The 15,882-nt window shown below is 64.3% G+C and carries 12 protein-coding genes and 4 pseudogenes; 9 read left to right on the top strand and 7 right to left on the bottom strand.

Translation table 11 applies throughout. From position 1 onward, the window contains the following. Positions 1 to 28 precede the first annotated feature (28 nt). On the top strand, positions 29 to 1,564 hold the full coding sequence (locus IPF36_RS17960; RefSeq protein WP_195429397.1) for a DUF1254 domain-containing protein: 1,536 nt from the start codon (positions 29 to 31) through the stop codon (positions 1,562 to 1,564). A gap of 364 nt (positions 1,565 to 1,928) precedes the next feature. Here the strand turns inward: IPF36_RS17960 and IPF36_RS17955 are convergent. From IPF36_RS17955 to IPF36_RS17935, 5 genes and pseudogenes are all read right to left on the bottom strand, one after another. Continuing rightward, positions 1,929 to 2,330, bottom strand: a pseudogene (locus tag IPF36_RS17955) (MFS transporter); the annotation flags it as partial. 285 nt (positions 2,331 to 2,615) lie between these two features. Further along, positions 2,616 to 4,280 (bottom strand): ABC-F family ATP-binding cassette domain-containing protein, encoded by a 1,665-nt coding sequence (locus IPF36_RS17950; protein WP_135706451.1) that lies wholly within the window; start codon positions 4,278 to 4,280, stop codon positions 2,616 to 2,618. A 229-nt stretch (positions 4,281 to 4,509) separates the two neighbouring features. Next, positions 4,510 to 5,343 (bottom strand): annotated as a pseudogene (locus tag IPF36_RS17945) (IS30 family transposase); the annotation flags it as partial. Further along, positions 5,330 to 5,536: a transposase gene (locus IPF36_RS17940; protein WP_195429395.1), complete on the bottom strand. Its 207-nt coding sequence runs from the start codon at positions 5,534 to 5,536 to the stop codon at positions 5,330 to 5,332. The pseudogene IPF36_RS17945 and the gene IPF36_RS17940, both read right to left, overlap by 14 nt. Before the next feature lie 66 nt (positions 5,537 to 5,602). Further along, complete coding sequence (locus tag IPF36_RS17935; RefSeq protein ID WP_195429393.1) at positions 5,603 to 6,265, bottom strand: TetR/AcrR family transcriptional regulator; 663 nt, start codon at positions 6,263 to 6,265, stop codon at positions 5,603 to 5,605. A gap of 143 nt (positions 6,266 to 6,408) precedes the next feature. Here IPF36_RS17935 and IPF36_RS17930 point away from each other — a divergent pair, with 143 nt between their 5' ends. Genes IPF36_RS17930 through dmpG form a run of 6 tightly spaced genes read left to right on the top strand, consistent with a single transcriptional unit; the run spans position 6,409 to position 12,986 of the window. Then, a complete protein-coding gene (locus IPF36_RS17930) occupies positions 6,409 to 7,311 on the top strand; it encodes an alpha/beta fold hydrolase (protein WP_195429391.1) in 903 nt (300 codons plus the stop codon). Continuing rightward, entirely contained in the window at positions 7,308 to 8,318 is a 1,011-nt protein-coding gene (locus IPF36_RS17925) for a VOC family protein (RefSeq protein WP_195429388.1), read from the top strand. Before IPF36_RS17930 ends, IPF36_RS17925 begins: the two co-directional genes overlap by 4 nt. Next, complete coding sequence (locus IPF36_RS17920) at positions 8,315 to 10,198, top strand: bifunctional 3-(3-hydroxy-phenyl)propionate/3-hydroxycinnamic acid hydroxylase (RefSeq protein WP_218959622.1); 1,884 nt, start codon at positions 8,315 to 8,317, stop codon at positions 10,196 to 10,198. Before IPF36_RS17925 ends, IPF36_RS17920 begins: the two co-directional genes overlap by 4 nt. Next, positions 10,198 to 10,977 carry a 2-keto-4-pentenoate hydratase gene (locus IPF36_RS17915; RefSeq protein ID WP_195429386.1) on the top strand — a complete coding sequence of 260 codons (780 nt, stop codon included), beginning with the start codon at positions 10,198 to 10,200 and terminating at the stop codon, positions 10,975 to 10,977. The genes IPF36_RS17920 and IPF36_RS17915 overlap by 1 nt, the downstream gene beginning before the upstream one ends. Before the next feature lie 11 nt (positions 10,978 to 10,988). After that, complete coding sequence (locus IPF36_RS17910; protein WP_195429376.1) at positions 10,989 to 11,939, top strand: acetaldehyde dehydrogenase (acetylating); 951 nt, start codon at positions 10,989 to 10,991, stop codon at positions 11,937 to 11,939. 21 nt (positions 11,940 to 11,960) lie between these two features. Next, positions 11,961 to 12,986, top strand: coding sequence for a 4-hydroxy-2-oxovalerate aldolase (gene dmpG, locus IPF36_RS17905; protein ID WP_195429374.1), 1,026 nt, complete (start codon positions 11,961 to 11,963; stop codon positions 12,984 to 12,986). Between the two features lie 312 nt (positions 12,987 to 13,298). On the opposite strand, the gene IPF36_RS17900 is transcribed toward dmpG, so the two are convergent. Further along, on the bottom strand, positions 13,299 to 14,441 hold the full coding sequence (locus IPF36_RS17900; RefSeq protein WP_195429372.1) for an AI-2E family transporter: 1,143 nt from the start codon (positions 14,439 to 14,441) through the stop codon (positions 13,299 to 13,301). A gap of 234 nt (positions 14,442 to 14,675) precedes the next feature. Between IPF36_RS17900 and IPF36_RS17895 the strand changes: the two genes are divergently transcribed. Continuing rightward, positions 14,676 to 14,888: a phage integrase N-terminal SAM-like domain-containing protein gene (locus IPF36_RS17895; RefSeq protein ID WP_255519835.1), complete on the top strand. Its 213-nt coding sequence runs from the start codon at positions 14,676 to 14,678 to the stop codon at positions 14,886 to 14,888. Here the strand turns inward: IPF36_RS17895 and IPF36_RS17890 are convergent. Further along, a pseudogene (locus IPF36_RS17890) lies at positions 14,859 to 15,343 on the bottom strand (AI-2E family transporter); the annotation flags it as partial. The gene IPF36_RS17895 and the pseudogene IPF36_RS17890 sit on opposite strands and share 30 nt — an antisense overlap. Before the next feature lie 342 nt (positions 15,344 to 15,685). Here IPF36_RS17890 and IPF36_RS17885 point away from each other — a divergent pair. Beyond that, positions 15,686 to 15,820, top strand: a pseudogene (locus IPF36_RS17885) (3-hydroxyacyl-CoA dehydrogenase family protein); the annotation flags it as partial. Between the last annotated feature and the right edge of the window lie 62 nt (positions 15,821 to 15,882).

The raw sequence follows: 15,882 nt of genomic DNA, 5'->3' as shown, positions 1-15,882 counted from the left end.
ACCGGCAATCGCAACTGCGAGGCAAGGAATGGCTAACGAAGGCGATGTGAACATGACTCGAAGGCTCCTGACAGTGCTGGGCGGTGCCGTGCCCCTGGCTGCTGGTGCTTCGCTGACAGCGATGCCGGGAGCGGTGTCAGCCGCCGAGCCGAAGGACAATTCCCGGCAGCCTGACGGCACGGCCGCGCGGCCCGCGACGGGAGATACGCTGCCACCATTGGGCCTGCCGATGCATCCGGCCTATGCGCAAGTCATTGCCCGTATGGCCTATGTGTGGGGCTGGCCGATGGTTAATATGCTGAACCGGAACTCGCGCATCACGCAGGCCCCGCACCCTGGTCTGCTGAACGGCGTGCTGCCCGCGGCGCCGCGCGGCCAGGTGGGCATGCTTCACGACTATATCGACCCGGCAGAGACCTTCGTGACCTGCCCGAACCAGGACGTTGTCTATGGTCTGGGCTTCTTCTCTCTCGACGAGGAGCCGGTGGTCGCGCAGGTGCCCGACTTCGGTGACCGGTTCTGGGTCTATGCGCTGTATGACGCCCGAACCAACCAGTTCGGCCATGTCGGCAAGCCGTACAAGACACGCCGCGGCTTCTACTTGCTCGTCGGGCCCAACTGGAAAGGCAACAAGCCTGCGGGTATCACCGAGATCGTTCGCTGCCCCACGGCCCTTGCCAATGCCATCCCTCGGGTATTCATGAACGATACGCCGGAGGACAGGAAGGCGATCCAGCCAGTGATCAACCAGGTTGTCTTCTATCCGTTGAAGCAGTTCGACGGCCGCATGAAGATGATCGACTGGGCCAACGCGCCGGCCATCCAGGGACCGAAGTCGGACAGCGGCAGCGGTGAGACCAAATGGGTGATTCCGGACCAGTTCTTCGACCAGTTCGGACAGGTGCTCGATACCGTGCCGCCGCTGCCCGGCGAGGAAGCACTGTATGGGCAATTTCGCTCGATGATGGACGCGGCGAAACGCGACCCGGAGGTAAAGAAGGCGATTGGTGCGATTGCCGCCGACGCGGAACGTGATGTGATTGGGCCGTTCTTCGAGTGGCGCCGAAACGGCCTTCCCGCCGGCAACGGCTGGAACCGCTCCACCAACAATGCGCAGACCGGACTCGACTACTTCGACCGGACGGGGACGGCCAAGTCGAACATGTTCGACAACCGGCCTAACGAGACGCAGTACTTCTACACCGACTTTGACGCTTCAGGCGGCCAGCTCAGCGGCGCCAGTACTTACGAGATCGTCTTCGCCCCAGGCCAGGAGCCACCCGTCAATGGCTTCTGGTCACTAACGCTATACAACGACAAGCACCTCTTCCATGCGAACGATCTCAAGCGCTACTCGCTCGGGACCAAGAACAAGAACCTCAAGCGCAATGCCGATGGCTCGTTGACGCTCTATGCTGGGGCGAAGTCGCCAGGCAGTGACAAGGAGTCGAACTGGCTGCCGGCACCGGGCGGCGCGTTCTCGCTGTACATCCGCGCCTACTGGGGCAAACAGAGCATTTTGGATGGCTCATGGAAGCCGCCTGCCATCCGCAAAGTTGCGTGAGTGTGAGGGCCAGCGCCGACTGCAGGCGGCTGGAGGAGCAGGGCGGCTGCCTCCAGCCGACAGAATGTGACTCGATTCGCCACGGGCTCTGGAGGAAGTCCAGGACGGTCTGGTTCGTCTTCCGCGAGCCGGCGCGCTAGCGTCCGGTGCGATAGGGCCAAGCGAGCAGCGATGTGCAAGGCTCCTGCTCTATAGACATGCGAAACGTCACTTCAATTGAAGCGCTCGATGGCCGGTATCAAAGTCAGGCGGCCACTCGAATGGCGGTTCGCACGATTGAGGGTAGGACCGCAATTGGCCGACTTCGGCTAGTTGAGGGGAGGGCGCCGATAGGCAACGGACGCGTCCGGCAACACGACGCATATCACCTGCGGGGTTGGATGGTCGCCACCGCGAGGCCCGCTCCGGCGAACGCGCACACCGCGGACACCAGCGCAACGGCGCGCAACGCGTCGGTGATAGCTTCGGCTTCCGCCTGCGCCACAGGTGTGTGAGTCGGCAAATGGGCGTCGCCTGCTGCCGGCCCGGCTCGCGCGCCCGGCTCCAGCAACTGCCCGGCCCGGTGTGCGTCCCTGGGAACGTCCAGTTCATCGAGCTGCGCCGATAGCGCCGCCTGGTGCGACCACACGAACACGATGCCGAGGATCGCAATCGCCAGCAGGCTCGCCACACGCGCAACCGCATTGTTGATGCCGGCTGCAACGCCTGCGTGGTCGCTCGGCACCGAGCCCATCACAATCGTCGTGAGTGGCGCAATGGTGATCGTCGCTGATCAATGGCGATAAGCGGCATGGAATTTCCTCTCCAGTCTCGCTCCCGTGCCGGTCGATGGTGACTAGCATAGTAGCGGGAGCGCAGGGCCGCAGATACGGTTGGTCGGGTGCGTGCGAACGCGATGCGCTACCTATTCCGCGGAAGCGAGTCGAGCGAGCTGCCGGCCGCGGCGCCCCTCCTTTGCGCGATCCGCCTCATTAGTCACGAAGCGCCCAATGGCGGAGCGCTAAAACCTGTAAAGCTCACGCCTGGGCCCCCCATTTCAGGCGATGACCTTCTACGCTGCGGCAGCCTCCTCGCGCATGCGGCGGGCTTCGTCTCGCAGGAACTGCTGGTAATCGTCCAGATCGCCGTCGAAGGGCTCGACGCCGCCCTTGGTGACGAGCCAGAACTCGTCACATACGGCGCGCAGCAGCGCCCGGTCGTGGCTGACCAGCATCACGGTGCCTTCAAACTCGTTGAGCGCCATGCCCAGCGCTTCGCGTGTGGACAGGTCGAGGTGGTTAGTCGGCTCGTCGAGCAGCAGCAGGTTGGGGCGCTGCCACACGATCATGCACAACACGAGCCGCGCCTTTTCGCCACCGCTCATCGTGCCAACCGCCTGATGGACCATGTCGCCACTGAAGTTGAAGGTGCCGAGGAAGGTGCGAAGGGATTGTTCGGTGCCACTCTGGCCGGGGGCGCGCATGTGCGCCGGCGTGTCCCTGGCAAGGCGGATCATGTGTTCCAGCGGCGTGTCTAGCGGGCGCAGCACGTCGAGTTCCTGCTGTGCGAAGTAGCCGATATTCAGGCCCTTGCCTTCGCTGATCTCGCCGGCAATCGGCGCCAGCGCGTGCGCAACCGTCTTCACCAGCGTGGACTTGCCCTGGCCGTTGGCACCGAGAATGCCGATGCGCTGCCCCGCCATCACGGAACGGTTGATGTCCCGCACGATGACCGTGGGCGGCGTGCCCGGCAGTGCGTCGGCCGGCGCCGGGTAGCCGAAGGTCGCGTCCAGCATCGACAACAGCGGATTCGGGACGTTGAGCGGCTCCTTGAACTCGAAGTTGAACTCTGCGTCGGCAAGCACCGGTGCGATCTTCTCCATGCGTTCGAGCGCCTTGACCCGGCTCTGCGCCTGCTTCGCCTTCGAGGCCTTGGCCTTGAAACGGTCGATGAATTTCTGCAGGTGGGCGATCTTGTCCGCCTGCTTGGCCATCGCGGCCTGCTGCAAGACGAGCTGCTCGGCGCGCATGTCTTCGAACTTGCTGTAGTTGCCGCCATAGCGCACCAGCTTGGCGTTGTCGACGTGCACCGTCACCTGCGTCACCGCGTCAAGGAATTCGCGGTCGTGGCTTATCACTACCATGGTTCCCTGGTAGCGCTTGAGCCAGGCTTCCAGCCAGACCAGCGCGTCGAGGTCGAGGTGGTTGGTCGGTTCGTCGAGCAGCAGCAGGTCGGACGGGCACATGAGCGCGCGCGCCAGTTGTAGCCGCATGCGCCAGCCGCCGGAGAAACTGTTGACCGGCTGGTCAAGCTGCGCAGCACTGAAGCCAAGGCCCAGGATCAGCGCCTGGGCACGCGCGGGGGCATCGTGTGCGCCGGCGTCGTGCAGGGCCATGTAGGCGTGCGCCATGCGCATGCCGTCGTCGCTGGCCTCGGCGGCGGCGACTTCGGCCTGCGCGGCCAACAGCACGGTATCACCCTCGACTACAAAGTCGGTCGCGCCCTGCTCGGTCTCCGGCATCTCCTGCGCGACCTGGCCCATCTTCCATGCTGCGGGAATCGAGAACTCGCCGCTGTCTTCGTGCAAAGTGCCGTTGAGAAGGCCGAAAAAGGACGACTTCCCGGCGCCATTGCGGCCGACAAGACCAATCTTTTCGCCGGGGTTGAAGGTGACGGACGCGCGGTCGAGTACGACATTGACGCCGCGACGCAGCGTAACATTACGGACGGAAATCATAGGGAGCCACTTCGGAGAGGATTGGCATGATAGCCGACCGGACGTGCAGGGCTGTCACTTTTCTGGCCGCACGCGTGAAGAGCCCTTGCGGTTTGCGGCGCCCGCCGGCAGCAAAGCAAGGCAGCCCCTGGCGCGCCGGGCGTTTCGGGCGTTCCGGCGGCGGGGCCAGCGACCATGGCGGTGAATGACGGCTCCTGGCCGGCGCGGCCGTCTCTGACCGAGTGCGGATTCAACCGGTCGATGCAACAGCTTGATGGAATCGCTCAGCCGGTGTATCGAAGTTTAGTGTCTTGCGCGGGCGTTCGTTGAGCCGCCTGGCGATGGCGTTCAGCTTGGCTTGCGAATAGACCGAGAGATCGGTGCCTTTCGGGAAGTACTGTCTCAAGAGGCCATTCGTGTTCTCGTTGGAGCCGTGTTGCCACGGATGCTGAGGATCGCAGAAGTAGACCTGAATGTCCGTGGCCACGGTGAAACGCTTGTGACCAGCCATCTCCGTGCCACGATCCCAAGTCAGCGACTTGTACAGTTCCTGCGGTAGCTTGCCGGCGTGCTTGATCAGGGCGTTGACTACAGCCTCGGAGTCCTTGCTGGCAATCTTCACCAGCGTCACGAACCGGGTCTGGCGTTCGACGAGTGTTGCAATCTGGCTGTTGGCGCTCCCGAACAGCAGATCGCCTTCCCAGTGTCCGGGTATCGCGCGATCGTCTGCCGTGGCAGGGCGTTCACTGAACGATACGGCATCTCGGATGTTCGTACGGTCGTCGGTCTTCAGTGTGTGTTGGCGCGATCTACGCATGGCTCGAGAACGCCGTAGGTGTTCCAGCAACTCTCTTTTCAGCGCACCACGGGCCTGGATGTAGAGGCTCCGATAGATTGTCTCGTGCGACACCTGATAATCCTTGTTGACCGCATACACGTGCTTAAGCCAACCCGCAATCTGCTCTGGCGACCACTGCAACCGAAGCTTGCTGGCCACCACCTGGGCAAGTGTCCGATTCCTGACGAGCTTACATGCCTTTGGGCGCCGTGCGCGGTCCCAGGCGAGCTGGTCAGCCTGGTTCGCCAGATTGAATCGCGCGGATCTGCGCTAGCAGGAGTGTGCCTGCGTCACGCTCGGCCTGTGCAACCCAGTTGTAAATGGTCTGAGCCGTGGGTTCGAACTCTTTGGCCAGATCTTCGGGGCGGGGACCCGCATGGACCAAGTCAACCATTTGTTGACGGAAGACAGTGCTGTACGGTGGGCGCGTTTTCGGCATGGTGCACCTCCTGCTTACTCAAGATAAGCACTGTCCGAATAAGCGGGTCACCTCCAGATACGCGGATCACTTGTCCAGTGTCAGCAGCGGCGGCAAATCGGAATTCGCCAGAACCTTTGCCTCGTCGCGCGCAATTCCCAACGCTACAAGCAGCAATTCCGCCGTATCGGCGCCGATCTCTCGCCAGGTCCGATGGCCTTCGAGCACCGGTAGCATGGCGGCGATCACCGTTCCGGCCAGCATGGCCACTGCCGAAGGCAGTTGCTCGCGTGTAATCCGGTAGCGGCCGGCTTCGATGCCCTCGCTGAGATTATGGATAGGGTCGGTCGACCACAGCGTCTGAAGTGAAGCACTACTGAATCCGAAGCGGTTCAGGAAGCGCCCCCAGTGCGGTTCCTCATGGGCGCGTCGAAGGTAATGGCGGATGCCGAGGGCCAGGCGCAAGGCGAGGTCGTCCGTGCCCGCGAGGCTTTGGGTGACCCGGATCGTCATCTCGCGCACCAACTGCGCCGCCACCTGCTCGAACAACCCCTCCGTGTCGCCCAGGTTGTTGTAGACCGTGCCGCGCGCGACGCCGGCCGCGGCGGCCAGATCGCTGATGCTCACCCGGGTCACATCCATCTCTGCAAACAGTTTCATCGCCGCGCTGTGAATGCGCTTCTGGGCCGCGCTGAGGGCGGGTTCGGGTGCCGGGGCGGACTCGGCTCCGCCTTGAACAAATTCGTTCATAAAAGGACATCTCCAATAATTCCTGGACGATTATACGCTTGACAACTGTACTTACGACTGAACTATACTGAACACATATGTTCAATATAGAACGTATATGGTGTGTTGCACTATATCCACTCAGCCACCCCAGGAGACATCACATGAGCGTCATCCAAGCCCTCGATCGGAACACCGAAACCCGCGTCCTGCAGGTCGGAAACCGGCAGATCCATTTTGCCGACACGGGTGAAGGCTCGCCGGTGCTGATGCTCCACGGCGGCGGTCCGGGTGCTTCGGGCGTCTCCAACTACGCGCGGAACATTACGGCGCTGGCCGCGCATTTCCGCGTGCTGGTGCCCGACATGCCTGGCTATGGAAAGTCGAGCAAAGGCCTCAACCCGAACGACATCTGGGGCGACCTGGCCGACACTATGCTTGGCCTGCTTGATGCGCTGGGCATCGCCCGCGCGCACGTGGTCGGCAATTCCGCCGGCGGCGGTTGCGCGCTGCGGATGGCGCTTGATCAGCCCGAGCGGATCGGTCGCCTGGTTCTGATGGGCCCGGGCGGCGTAGACGTTTCCAAGGCGCCGCCCACCGACGGCCTGAAGCGCCTCCTCACTTACTACACAGGCGACGGACCCACTTTCGAAAAACTGAGCCGCTTCATCACCGAAGACCTGGTGTACGACGGCAGCCAAGTCCCCAAATCAGTACTGCGCGAACGTTACGAGGCCAGCATCGCCCCGGAGGTGATCGCCAATCCGCCGCTGCGTGCACCTGGGGATCCAGCGGCGCTGGCAAAGCTGGACCTGACGCTCGACCCGCGCCTGCCAGCCCTGGCCAACCCGACCCTGGTGCTCTGGGGCGTGGAGGATCGCGTCAATCCGGTAAGCGGCGGCGCGACACTGCAGAAACTCATGCCCCATTGCGATCTGTACCTCTTCAGCCGCACCGGCCACTGGGTGCAGTGGGAACGGGCCGACGAATTCAATGCGGCGGTAAGCGCCTTCTTGAAGGCGGAAGAGCCTGCCGTCAATGCGGCTATCGTCGGAGCCGCAGCATGAAGTCGAGCTCGACTCCAATCGCGACCAGCTTGTACGGCCGCATCCGCCTGGGATACGTGCTGATCGAGTCGTCCCGGCTGGATGAGTGGCAGCGATTCGCCGGGGAAGGCCTCGGCCTGCACGTCGACGCGCCTCAGGCCGGCGTGCTAGCCATGCGTATCGATGAACACCAGCGCCGGCTTATCGTTTGTCGCGGACCTGCCGAAGATGTGGTGGCTGTTGGCTGGCAACTTGAAGACGAAGCGGTGCTCGAACTCGTGTTGAGCCGCTTGCGCACTGACGGCGTGATCGTGCGGGAGCAATCCGGCGAAGCGGCGGGCCTGCGCGGCGTCAAGCGCTACTGGTCCTTCGAGGGTCCGAAACGCATGGCCTTCGAGCTCTTCGTCCGGCCGATCCTCGGCACTGCACCGCTTCAGATGAAAGCCGGCGGCTTCATCACCGGAGCGGCCGGCATGGGGCACCTCGCAATCTCGACGCGCGAGCCCGAGGCCCTGCTCGCCTTTCTCCAGCGCATTTTCGACGCGCGGATCTCCGACTTCATCGAGGAGCGCGTCAACGGCGTGGTGATGGACATCACCTTCCTGCGCCTCAATGAGCGCCACCACAGCGTCGCCCTTGCCGCGACCCGCGGCAGGCGCATGGATCCTCTGCGCAATCGCATTCACCACCTCAATCTGCAGGTCGCCAGCTTCGACGACGTGGTGGGGGCCTACCGCCGGCTGCGTGAGATGGGCTTTGCCATGGCCAACGGCATCGGCCAGCACCCGAACGACCGCGAACTCTCCTTCTACGTTACGACCCCTTCCGGCTTCGCGGTCGAGTTGGGTTGGGACCCGATCGTCGTCACCGAGGAGGCCGAAGCCGGCTGGCAGACCTGTACCTACCAGGGCATCAGCCTATGGGGGCATTTCCCCGAAAGCCTGACGTTCGGCATGAAGCTGGGCCAGATGGCGCGGGCGCTCGGCTCGCTCACCCGCAAGGAATACACACCAGGGGTTGCATCATGAAGATGGATACCGCAAACCGTTCGTTCGACGACGCGCCGAGCGCGCGCCTGGGCACGCTGGCCGGCGATCGGCAGGGCAGTCGCTCCGACTCGGGAGCCGACAGGCTTCGCGCCGAATCGTGCGAGCCCCACGGCCGTCGCGCTGGGGAATATCACTACGACGTCGTTATCGTCGGCCTTGGGCCGACCGGGCTCACGCTCGCCCACGTGCTCGGCCAGCGCGGCCACAGTGTGCTGGTGCTGGAGCGCGAGCCGCAGTTCTACGGTAATGCGCGCGCGGTCTACACCGATGGTGAATGCATGCGCATCTTCCAGTCCTTCGGTCTGGCGGAGGCGCTCACGGCAGACATGCTGCAGTCCCCGACCGTGCAGTTCGCCATGCCAGACGGCGATGTATTCCTGCAGATGAGTAACCCGAACCGACCTTACGCCTGGGACGCGTCCTACTTCCTATATCAGCCGCGGCTCGAAACCGCGCTTGGCGACGCGTTGGCGCGGTATCCCAACGTCACGGTGCAGCGAAGCCGGGAGCTGACCCGCTTCGAGCAGGACAATGAGAGCGTCACCGTCTTTTACACCACCACGGAGGGCGGCAACTACGGCAAGCCGGCGGTGGCGGAAGTCAAGCTGAAACCCTCGGCGCAGGAATCTGCAGTGCGCGCGCGCTACCTGATCGGCTGCGACGGCGGTCGCAGCCTCGTGCGCACGCAGCTGGGCATCCCCATGCAGGGCAAGAGCTTTCCCGACCCCTGGGTAGTGGTCGACATCAAGGAGAAAGTACGCGGCGACGGCCTGCACCATCTGCCTTATTTCAGCTTCATCTGCGACCCCGCCTGCCCGACAGTGAACTGCGTGCAACCCGATGGGCACCACCGCTTCGAGTTCATGCTGATGCCGGGCCAGAAGCGCGAATACCTCGAAGACATCCATACCGTGCGCAAACTGCTGGCGCGCCATATCGAGGTCGATAAGTTCGAGATCCTGCGCCACCTCGTCTACACCTTCAACGCCCTGATGGCCGAGCGCTGGCGCGAGCGCCGCGTCTTTCTGGCGGGCGATGCGGCGCACATGACGCCTCAGTTCGTCGGCCAGGGCATGAACGCCGGTGTCCGCGACGCCTACAACCTGGGTTGGAAGCTCGATGCCGTGCTGCGTGGCCGCGCTGGCGATCGCCTGCTCGACAGCTACGAGACCGAACGCCGCCCGCATGCCGCGGCAATGACGCGCGAGGCGGTGCGCGTGAAGAGCATCGTGTCGATGACCAGCCCCCTTGGCGCGCGGCTGCGCAACATCGCGTTCAGGCTCGCGTTGAGGCTGCCCGTGGTGGGCAAGTTCATGCGCGAGGGGAACTTCATTCCCTCGGCCACCTACCGTCGAGGGACTTACCACGGGCTCGCGCGGCGCGCGCTGAGCGGGCCGGAAGGACGGCTGATGCCGCAGCCGAAGGTAATCGGTCCCGACGGCAGGGCGCACCGCCTCGACGACTTGATCGGCGCCGAGTATGCGCTGATCGGCGCCGGCGTGGATCCCCGCGCTCAACTTAGCGCGGAGGCACTCGCGGCCTGGCAGACGCTTGGCGCCCGCTTCGTCGTGGTCTACCCGTGGGGTCTACGGCCGCAGGACCCGCGTCAGCGTACGCGACCCGAGGGGCTCATCGAGGTCGAAGACTTCGAATCCACCTGGTTCGCCTGGCTGAAGGCCCAAGGCCACAAGCGCGGCAGCGTCGCGATCCTCCGGCCGGACAAATTCGTGTTTGCGCTAGAACGCGGCGATGGGCTGGCCCGCGCCACGCGGGTCGCGAGCGAACAGCTGCAGCGGGACCGAATGGTCGCCGGCGCGTCGCCTCGTCCCGTGAGCGTCGTCACCCGAGAGGCTGCGTGATGGATAACGCCGCCGACCGCGCAGCGGCCGCGCTGCGTGAAGCGCGCCGAAGCGGTACGCCGATCCCACCGATTTCAGCGGGCTTCGCCATCGCCAGTCTGGAGGCCGCCTATGGGGTGGCCGAAATCAACACGCGGATTCGCGTGGCCGAAGGGGGGCGCATCGTCGGCAGGAAGATCGGCCTCACCTCGCGTGCGGTGCAACTGCAACTGGGCGTTGACCAACCCGACTTCGGCGTGCTGTTCCAAGACATGGAATTCCAGCATGCCCAGGAAGTGCCGATGCGTCGGTTGATGCAGCCCAAGGCCGAAGCCGAGATCGCCTTCGTCGTCGGCCGTGAGCTCGACGCCGGTGTGCCGAGTTGGGCGGAGTTCCTGCGCTGCATCGCCTATGCGCTGCCCGCCATCGAGACCGTCGACAGCGCAATCGCCGACTGGAAGATCACGCTCGCCGATACCGTGGCGGACAACGCGTCCTGCGGCCTCTACGTACTCGGTGACCAGCCCGTGGCGCTAGGAGCGCTCAACCTGGGCGAGTTGGGCATGCAGATGACGTGCAACGGCGAACTGGCCTCGGTTGGCGGCGGCGCCGCCTGTCTGGGGCACCCGCTGCGCGCCGCGTTCTGGCTGGCGCGCACGATGGCTGCGCGCGGCGCGGGCCTTCAGGCAGGCGAGGTGATTCTCTCGGGCGCTCTCGGCCCGATGGTGCGGGTCGTCGCCGGCGACCATATCCACGCACAGATCGGCGCACTGGGCAGCGTCGCCTGCCGCATAGTTTAGGAGATAAGGGAATGACCCGAAGATTGAAAGCCGCCATCGTCGGCAGCGGCAATATCGGCACGGACTTGATGCTCAAGATTCTGCGCCACGGCAAGGATATCGAGATCGGCGCGATGGTCGGCATCGACCCAGCCTCCGACGGATTGGCGCGCGCCGCCCGTATCGGGGTGGCGACTACTCACGAGGGCGTGGCGGGCTTGGCCCGCCTGCCGGTCTTCACCGACATCGACATCGTCTTCGATGCAACCTCGGCCGGCGCCCATGTGAAGAACGACGCCTTCCTGCGCAGCCTCAAGCCCGGCATCCGCCTCATCGATCTGACCCCGGCGGCGATCGGCCCCTACTGCATCCCGGTCGTCAATGGCGCGGCGCATATCGATGCGCCCAACGTCAACATGGTCACCTGCGGCGGTCAGGCGACGATCCCGATGGTCGCGGCGGTCTCGCGCGTGGCCAGGGTCCACTACGGCGAGATCGTCGCCAGCATCTCTAGCAGGAGCGCCGGCCCCGGCACCCGCGCCAACATCGACGAGTTCACCGAGACGACTTCCAAGGCGATCGAGGTCGTCGGCGGCGCGAAGAAGGGCAAGGCCATCATCGTCCTGAACCCGGCCGAGCCGCCCCTGATCATGCGCGACACGGTCTATTGCCTGAGCGAGTCCGCCGACAAAGACGCCATCGCGCGCTCCGTCGAGGAAATGGCCGCGGCCGTGCAGCAGTATGTGCCAGGCTATCGCCTCAAGCAGAAGGTGCAGTTCGACCGCATCCCCGCCGCCGCGCCGCTGCTGGTGCCGGGCGTGGGCCGCGTGAGCGGGCTCAAGACCACCGTCTTCCTGGAAGTGGAGGGCGCCGCCCACTACCTGCCCGCCTACGCCGGCAACCTCGACATTATGACCAGCGCCGCGCTAACCACCGCCGAACGCATGGCCGAATCCATGCTGGCCAGAAGAGCCGCCGCCTGACCTCACCAAGGACACCTCGCCATGAGCAAACGCAAGAAACTCTACATCTCCGACGTGACGCTGCGCGACGGCAGCCATGCCGTGCGCCACCAATACAGTGTCGAGCAGGCCAAGGCCATCGCCCGCGCGCTCGACGAGGCCCGCGTGGACTCGATCGAGGTCGCGCACGGGGACGGGCTGCAGGGCGGCAGCTTCAACTACGGCTTCGGCGCCCACACCGATCTGGAATGGATCGAGGCCGTCGCCAGCGTGGTCAAGCACGCCCGGATCGCCACGCTGCTGCTGCCCGGCATCGGTACCGTGCATGACCTCAAGGCGGCCTACGAGGCTGGCGCGCGCATCGTGCGCGTAGCCACGCACTGCACTGAGGCTGACATCTCGCGCCAGCATCTCGAGTACGCCCGCCACCTCGGCATGGAGGCCGTCGGTTTCCTGATGATGAGCCACATGAACTCGCCGCAGGGGCTGGCCGAGCAGGCCACGCTGATGGAGCGCTACGGGGCTACCTGCGTCTACGTGGTTGACTCGGGCGGCGCGCTGAACATGAACGAAGTGCGCGACCGCATGCGGGCCTTCAAGGACGTGCTGCGGCCAGAGACCGAGACCGGCATTCACGCTCACCATAACCTGAGCCTGGGCGTGGCCAACAGCATTGTCGCGGTGGAAGAAGGTTGCGACCGCGTTGACGCCAGCCTGGCCGGTATGGGTGCCGGCGCCGGCAATGCGCCCCTGGAGGTGTTCATCGCCGCCACCGAACGCATGGGCTGGGACCACGGCTGTGACTTGTACAAGCTGATGGACGCGGCCGACGACATCGTGCGCCCGCTGCAGGACCGCCCGGTGCGGGTCGACCGCGAGACGCTGGCGCTCGGCTATGCCGGTGTTTACTCTAGCTTCCTGCGCCACAGCGAGACGGCGGCGAAGAAATATGGCCTGAAGACCGTCGACGTGCTGGTCGAGTTGGGCCGCCGCCGCATGGTGGGCGGTCAGGAGGACATGATTATCGATGTGGCGCTTGATTTGCTCCGCGAGCGGCAAGGGGCGTAGGTCGGGGAAGCCCACAGCGACGGGCTGTGGTCGACGCGACCATGCCATGCGCTCCTTGTTACATTCGCTCCTATGACCGAGTCACATGGGAATAGCTTGGTTGACCTGCGACGATGAGGGTCGTTCCAAACGTGAGGAGAATTTAGTGGCTGTGATTCTTGTAAGATGCCGAAGTCTGCCGCTGCAAGGGCTCCGCGGGGGCTGTCAGCGTTTTTGTGTTCAGGGCAGCTAAATGCTCACCGTCAACTTAAACTGTTAGCGGATGCGGGCACGTCGCGCAAAAAATGGACTTTCCCGCGTCATACGCTGCGGTCAATCGGGGGCCGGATCCGTGACGTCGGGAACTGCGAGGTCGCGGACGTGCTGTGCCCATAGCTCCCTCGTGAGCGTGAGCACGACCGGACCGATGACGAGCCCCACGAGGCCAAGCGCCTCGAAGCCGCCGAGGCAGCCCATGAGGCCCCAGACGAAGCGCAACCGGGTCCCCTCGCCCGCCACCAGGGGCCGGACGATCTTGTCGCCACAAAACAGGACGACAAAGCCCAGCCCGATGGCGGCGAGCACCGGCGCCGAGGCACCCGCCATGGCAAGTTGCAAGGCCAACGCGATGACTGCCACGTAGCCCAGGAAGGGTACGATGGCGAGTGAGCCGGTCACCGCCGCCCACACGGCGGCATGGGGCACACCGACGACTGCATACGCGACCCCGGTTGCGAATCCATCGAACAGCCCCACGACCAGCATGCTATTCACCGACGCGCGCGCGGCCCGCGTGGCGAGGTCGACATAGACCTCGGCCCGCTCGCCGATGCGCCGGCGAAGCACGCTCCTGATCTGTTCCGCCAGCGATTCGCCTTCCTGATACAGGAAAAACAGGACCAGAACAGTGAATCCGATGATGAGCACGTGGCGAGCCATGAAGTGTCCGAGTGACTGCGCCCAGCCAAGGAGCGCAGTCGCGTCGGTCCGCTGCGTCCACAACAGGAGAGCTCCCGGGTGCGCAAGTTCGCTCTGCCAGCGGGTGGCCAACCAGGGTCCAATCAGAGGCACATTCACCAGCCAGGGAGGCACGGCGATTCCGGTCTTATCGACGGCTGCTATCTCCAGAAGCAGCTCGTAGGCTTCGGTGACCAGCGCGATGAAGGCGAATGTCAGCGGCGCCAGCACGAACGTGGTCATTATCGACGTGAAGAGTAGTGAAGTCGCGCTTCGCGCCATGTGGCGCGGCATGTGAGCCGAGAACCGGAGGTAGAGCGGCCAGCTCGCAATCGCGGTGATGCAGGCCGCCAGCAAAGCCTGTACGAAGCCGTGCAGGATCCAGAGGCACAGGATGACGATCAGTCCCCCGTAGAACCACCCGGCGGTGAGCCGGATGCTGCCGAGGTCCCAGGAAGAAGCACGCCCATCGGGCTGTCGGCGACCGCGTCCCTGAAGTTCGATCGAAGATCGGCCCATGCTTGTCCTCGTAGCCCTCGAGTCCTGTCGTGGAAATTGTACATCCGGTCTCGGACATGCCCGACCCTCGAACCTCGGCTCTTCCAGCGCGCTTGCCGAAGGAGTGCCGGCACCGCGGCCCATGCTCCTGCCCTAAGTGAAGCGTTGCGATCAGGGCCCGAGTTGCGGGCTGTCGGGCGACCGACCGCGCGCCGTCAGGGGTTCACATGACGCCACTGCGCCAACGCATGCTGCATGACATGCAGATCCGCAACCTTGCAGACCCAGAAGTCCTATCTGATTCAGGTATCCAGTTTCGCCCGCCACTTTCGCCGTTCGCCCGAACTGCTGGGTCCCGAGGAGATCCGGGCCTGGCTCGTCTATCTCCGCGAAGAGCGCAAGCTGGCACCCGCCAGTCTCGGCGCAACGATCATATCGGCGGCGCAATTCGCGCAGCGCCGTCGCTAGGATCGCGCCGACTGGCAGCGCGATCAGCACGCCGAAAAAGCCGAAGAGCTGGCCGATTGCAAGTAAAGCGAAGATCACCGAGAGCAGATTCAGGCCGATGCGCTCTCCGACGAAGCGCGGCGTCGGGAAGAAGCCTCAAGGATCTGGCCGATGCCGTATATGAGCGCTACCGCAACGAAGCCGTACGAGGTGCCGAACTGCAGCAGCACGGCGAGGAGCGCAAGCGCGAGCCCGGTCGCGAAGCCGACGTACGGTATGAACACGGCGAGGCCGGTCAAGATGCGGAGGGGCAGGGCGATCGCGAAACCCGCGATCATCAGCGCAATCGGATAGAACGCGGCGAGCACGCCCATCACGAGTAACTGGCCGCGCAGGTATTGCGACAGCATGCGGTCGGTCACAAGCTCCCGTGTCTTGCCGAGCCAGCGCCGCAGTATCAGGCTCTCTATGCGTAGCGCAAGAACAGCAGGCTGCAGATCAGGCTGCAGATCCCTTTTTACAAGGCGCGCGCATTTCCGGGGAAGCGCGCAACGCCGCTGATGTGACCGCCTGGCTCGGGCGCTATGCCGAAAGCAGCACCCACTCAAGGGCAACCGCGCATTCCTTGAGGTAGCGCAAGGTGGTTCGGCCCACGTGTGCCAGTCTTTTTCGAGTGGTTTCACGGAGCCCAGTTTGAACAGCACGCGGGCAGCACAAGAAGCCGAGGAAAGGTCATGAGGACTTAGCGATGAAACGGTTGCAATTCGTATGCAAGCGCCTGGTACAGAGCAGAGAAACCCGTCTTGATCGACCCCGACGTGGTGGAGGTGTTCCACCACGACTTCAACGATCCGAAGTACCGGCCGGCTGCGCTGCTCAAGGAAGTGGTGGCCGCCGGGCACCTCAGCCGCAAGACCGGCCGCGGCTTCTACACGTATGAGGCTGTGAATTGAGCCCTGCACCGAGACCGGAGCTCGCGTCGCTCGGCCGCGGCTCCATTTGGTGGCGCGCTTCG

The organism is Cupriavidus sp. IK-TO18 (assembly GCF_015549295.1).
GTDB lineage: Bacteria > Pseudomonadota > Gammaproteobacteria > Burkholderiales > Burkholderiaceae > Cupriavidus > Cupriavidus oxalaticus_A.
This window is presented reverse-complemented; position numbering and strand designations above follow the sequence as displayed.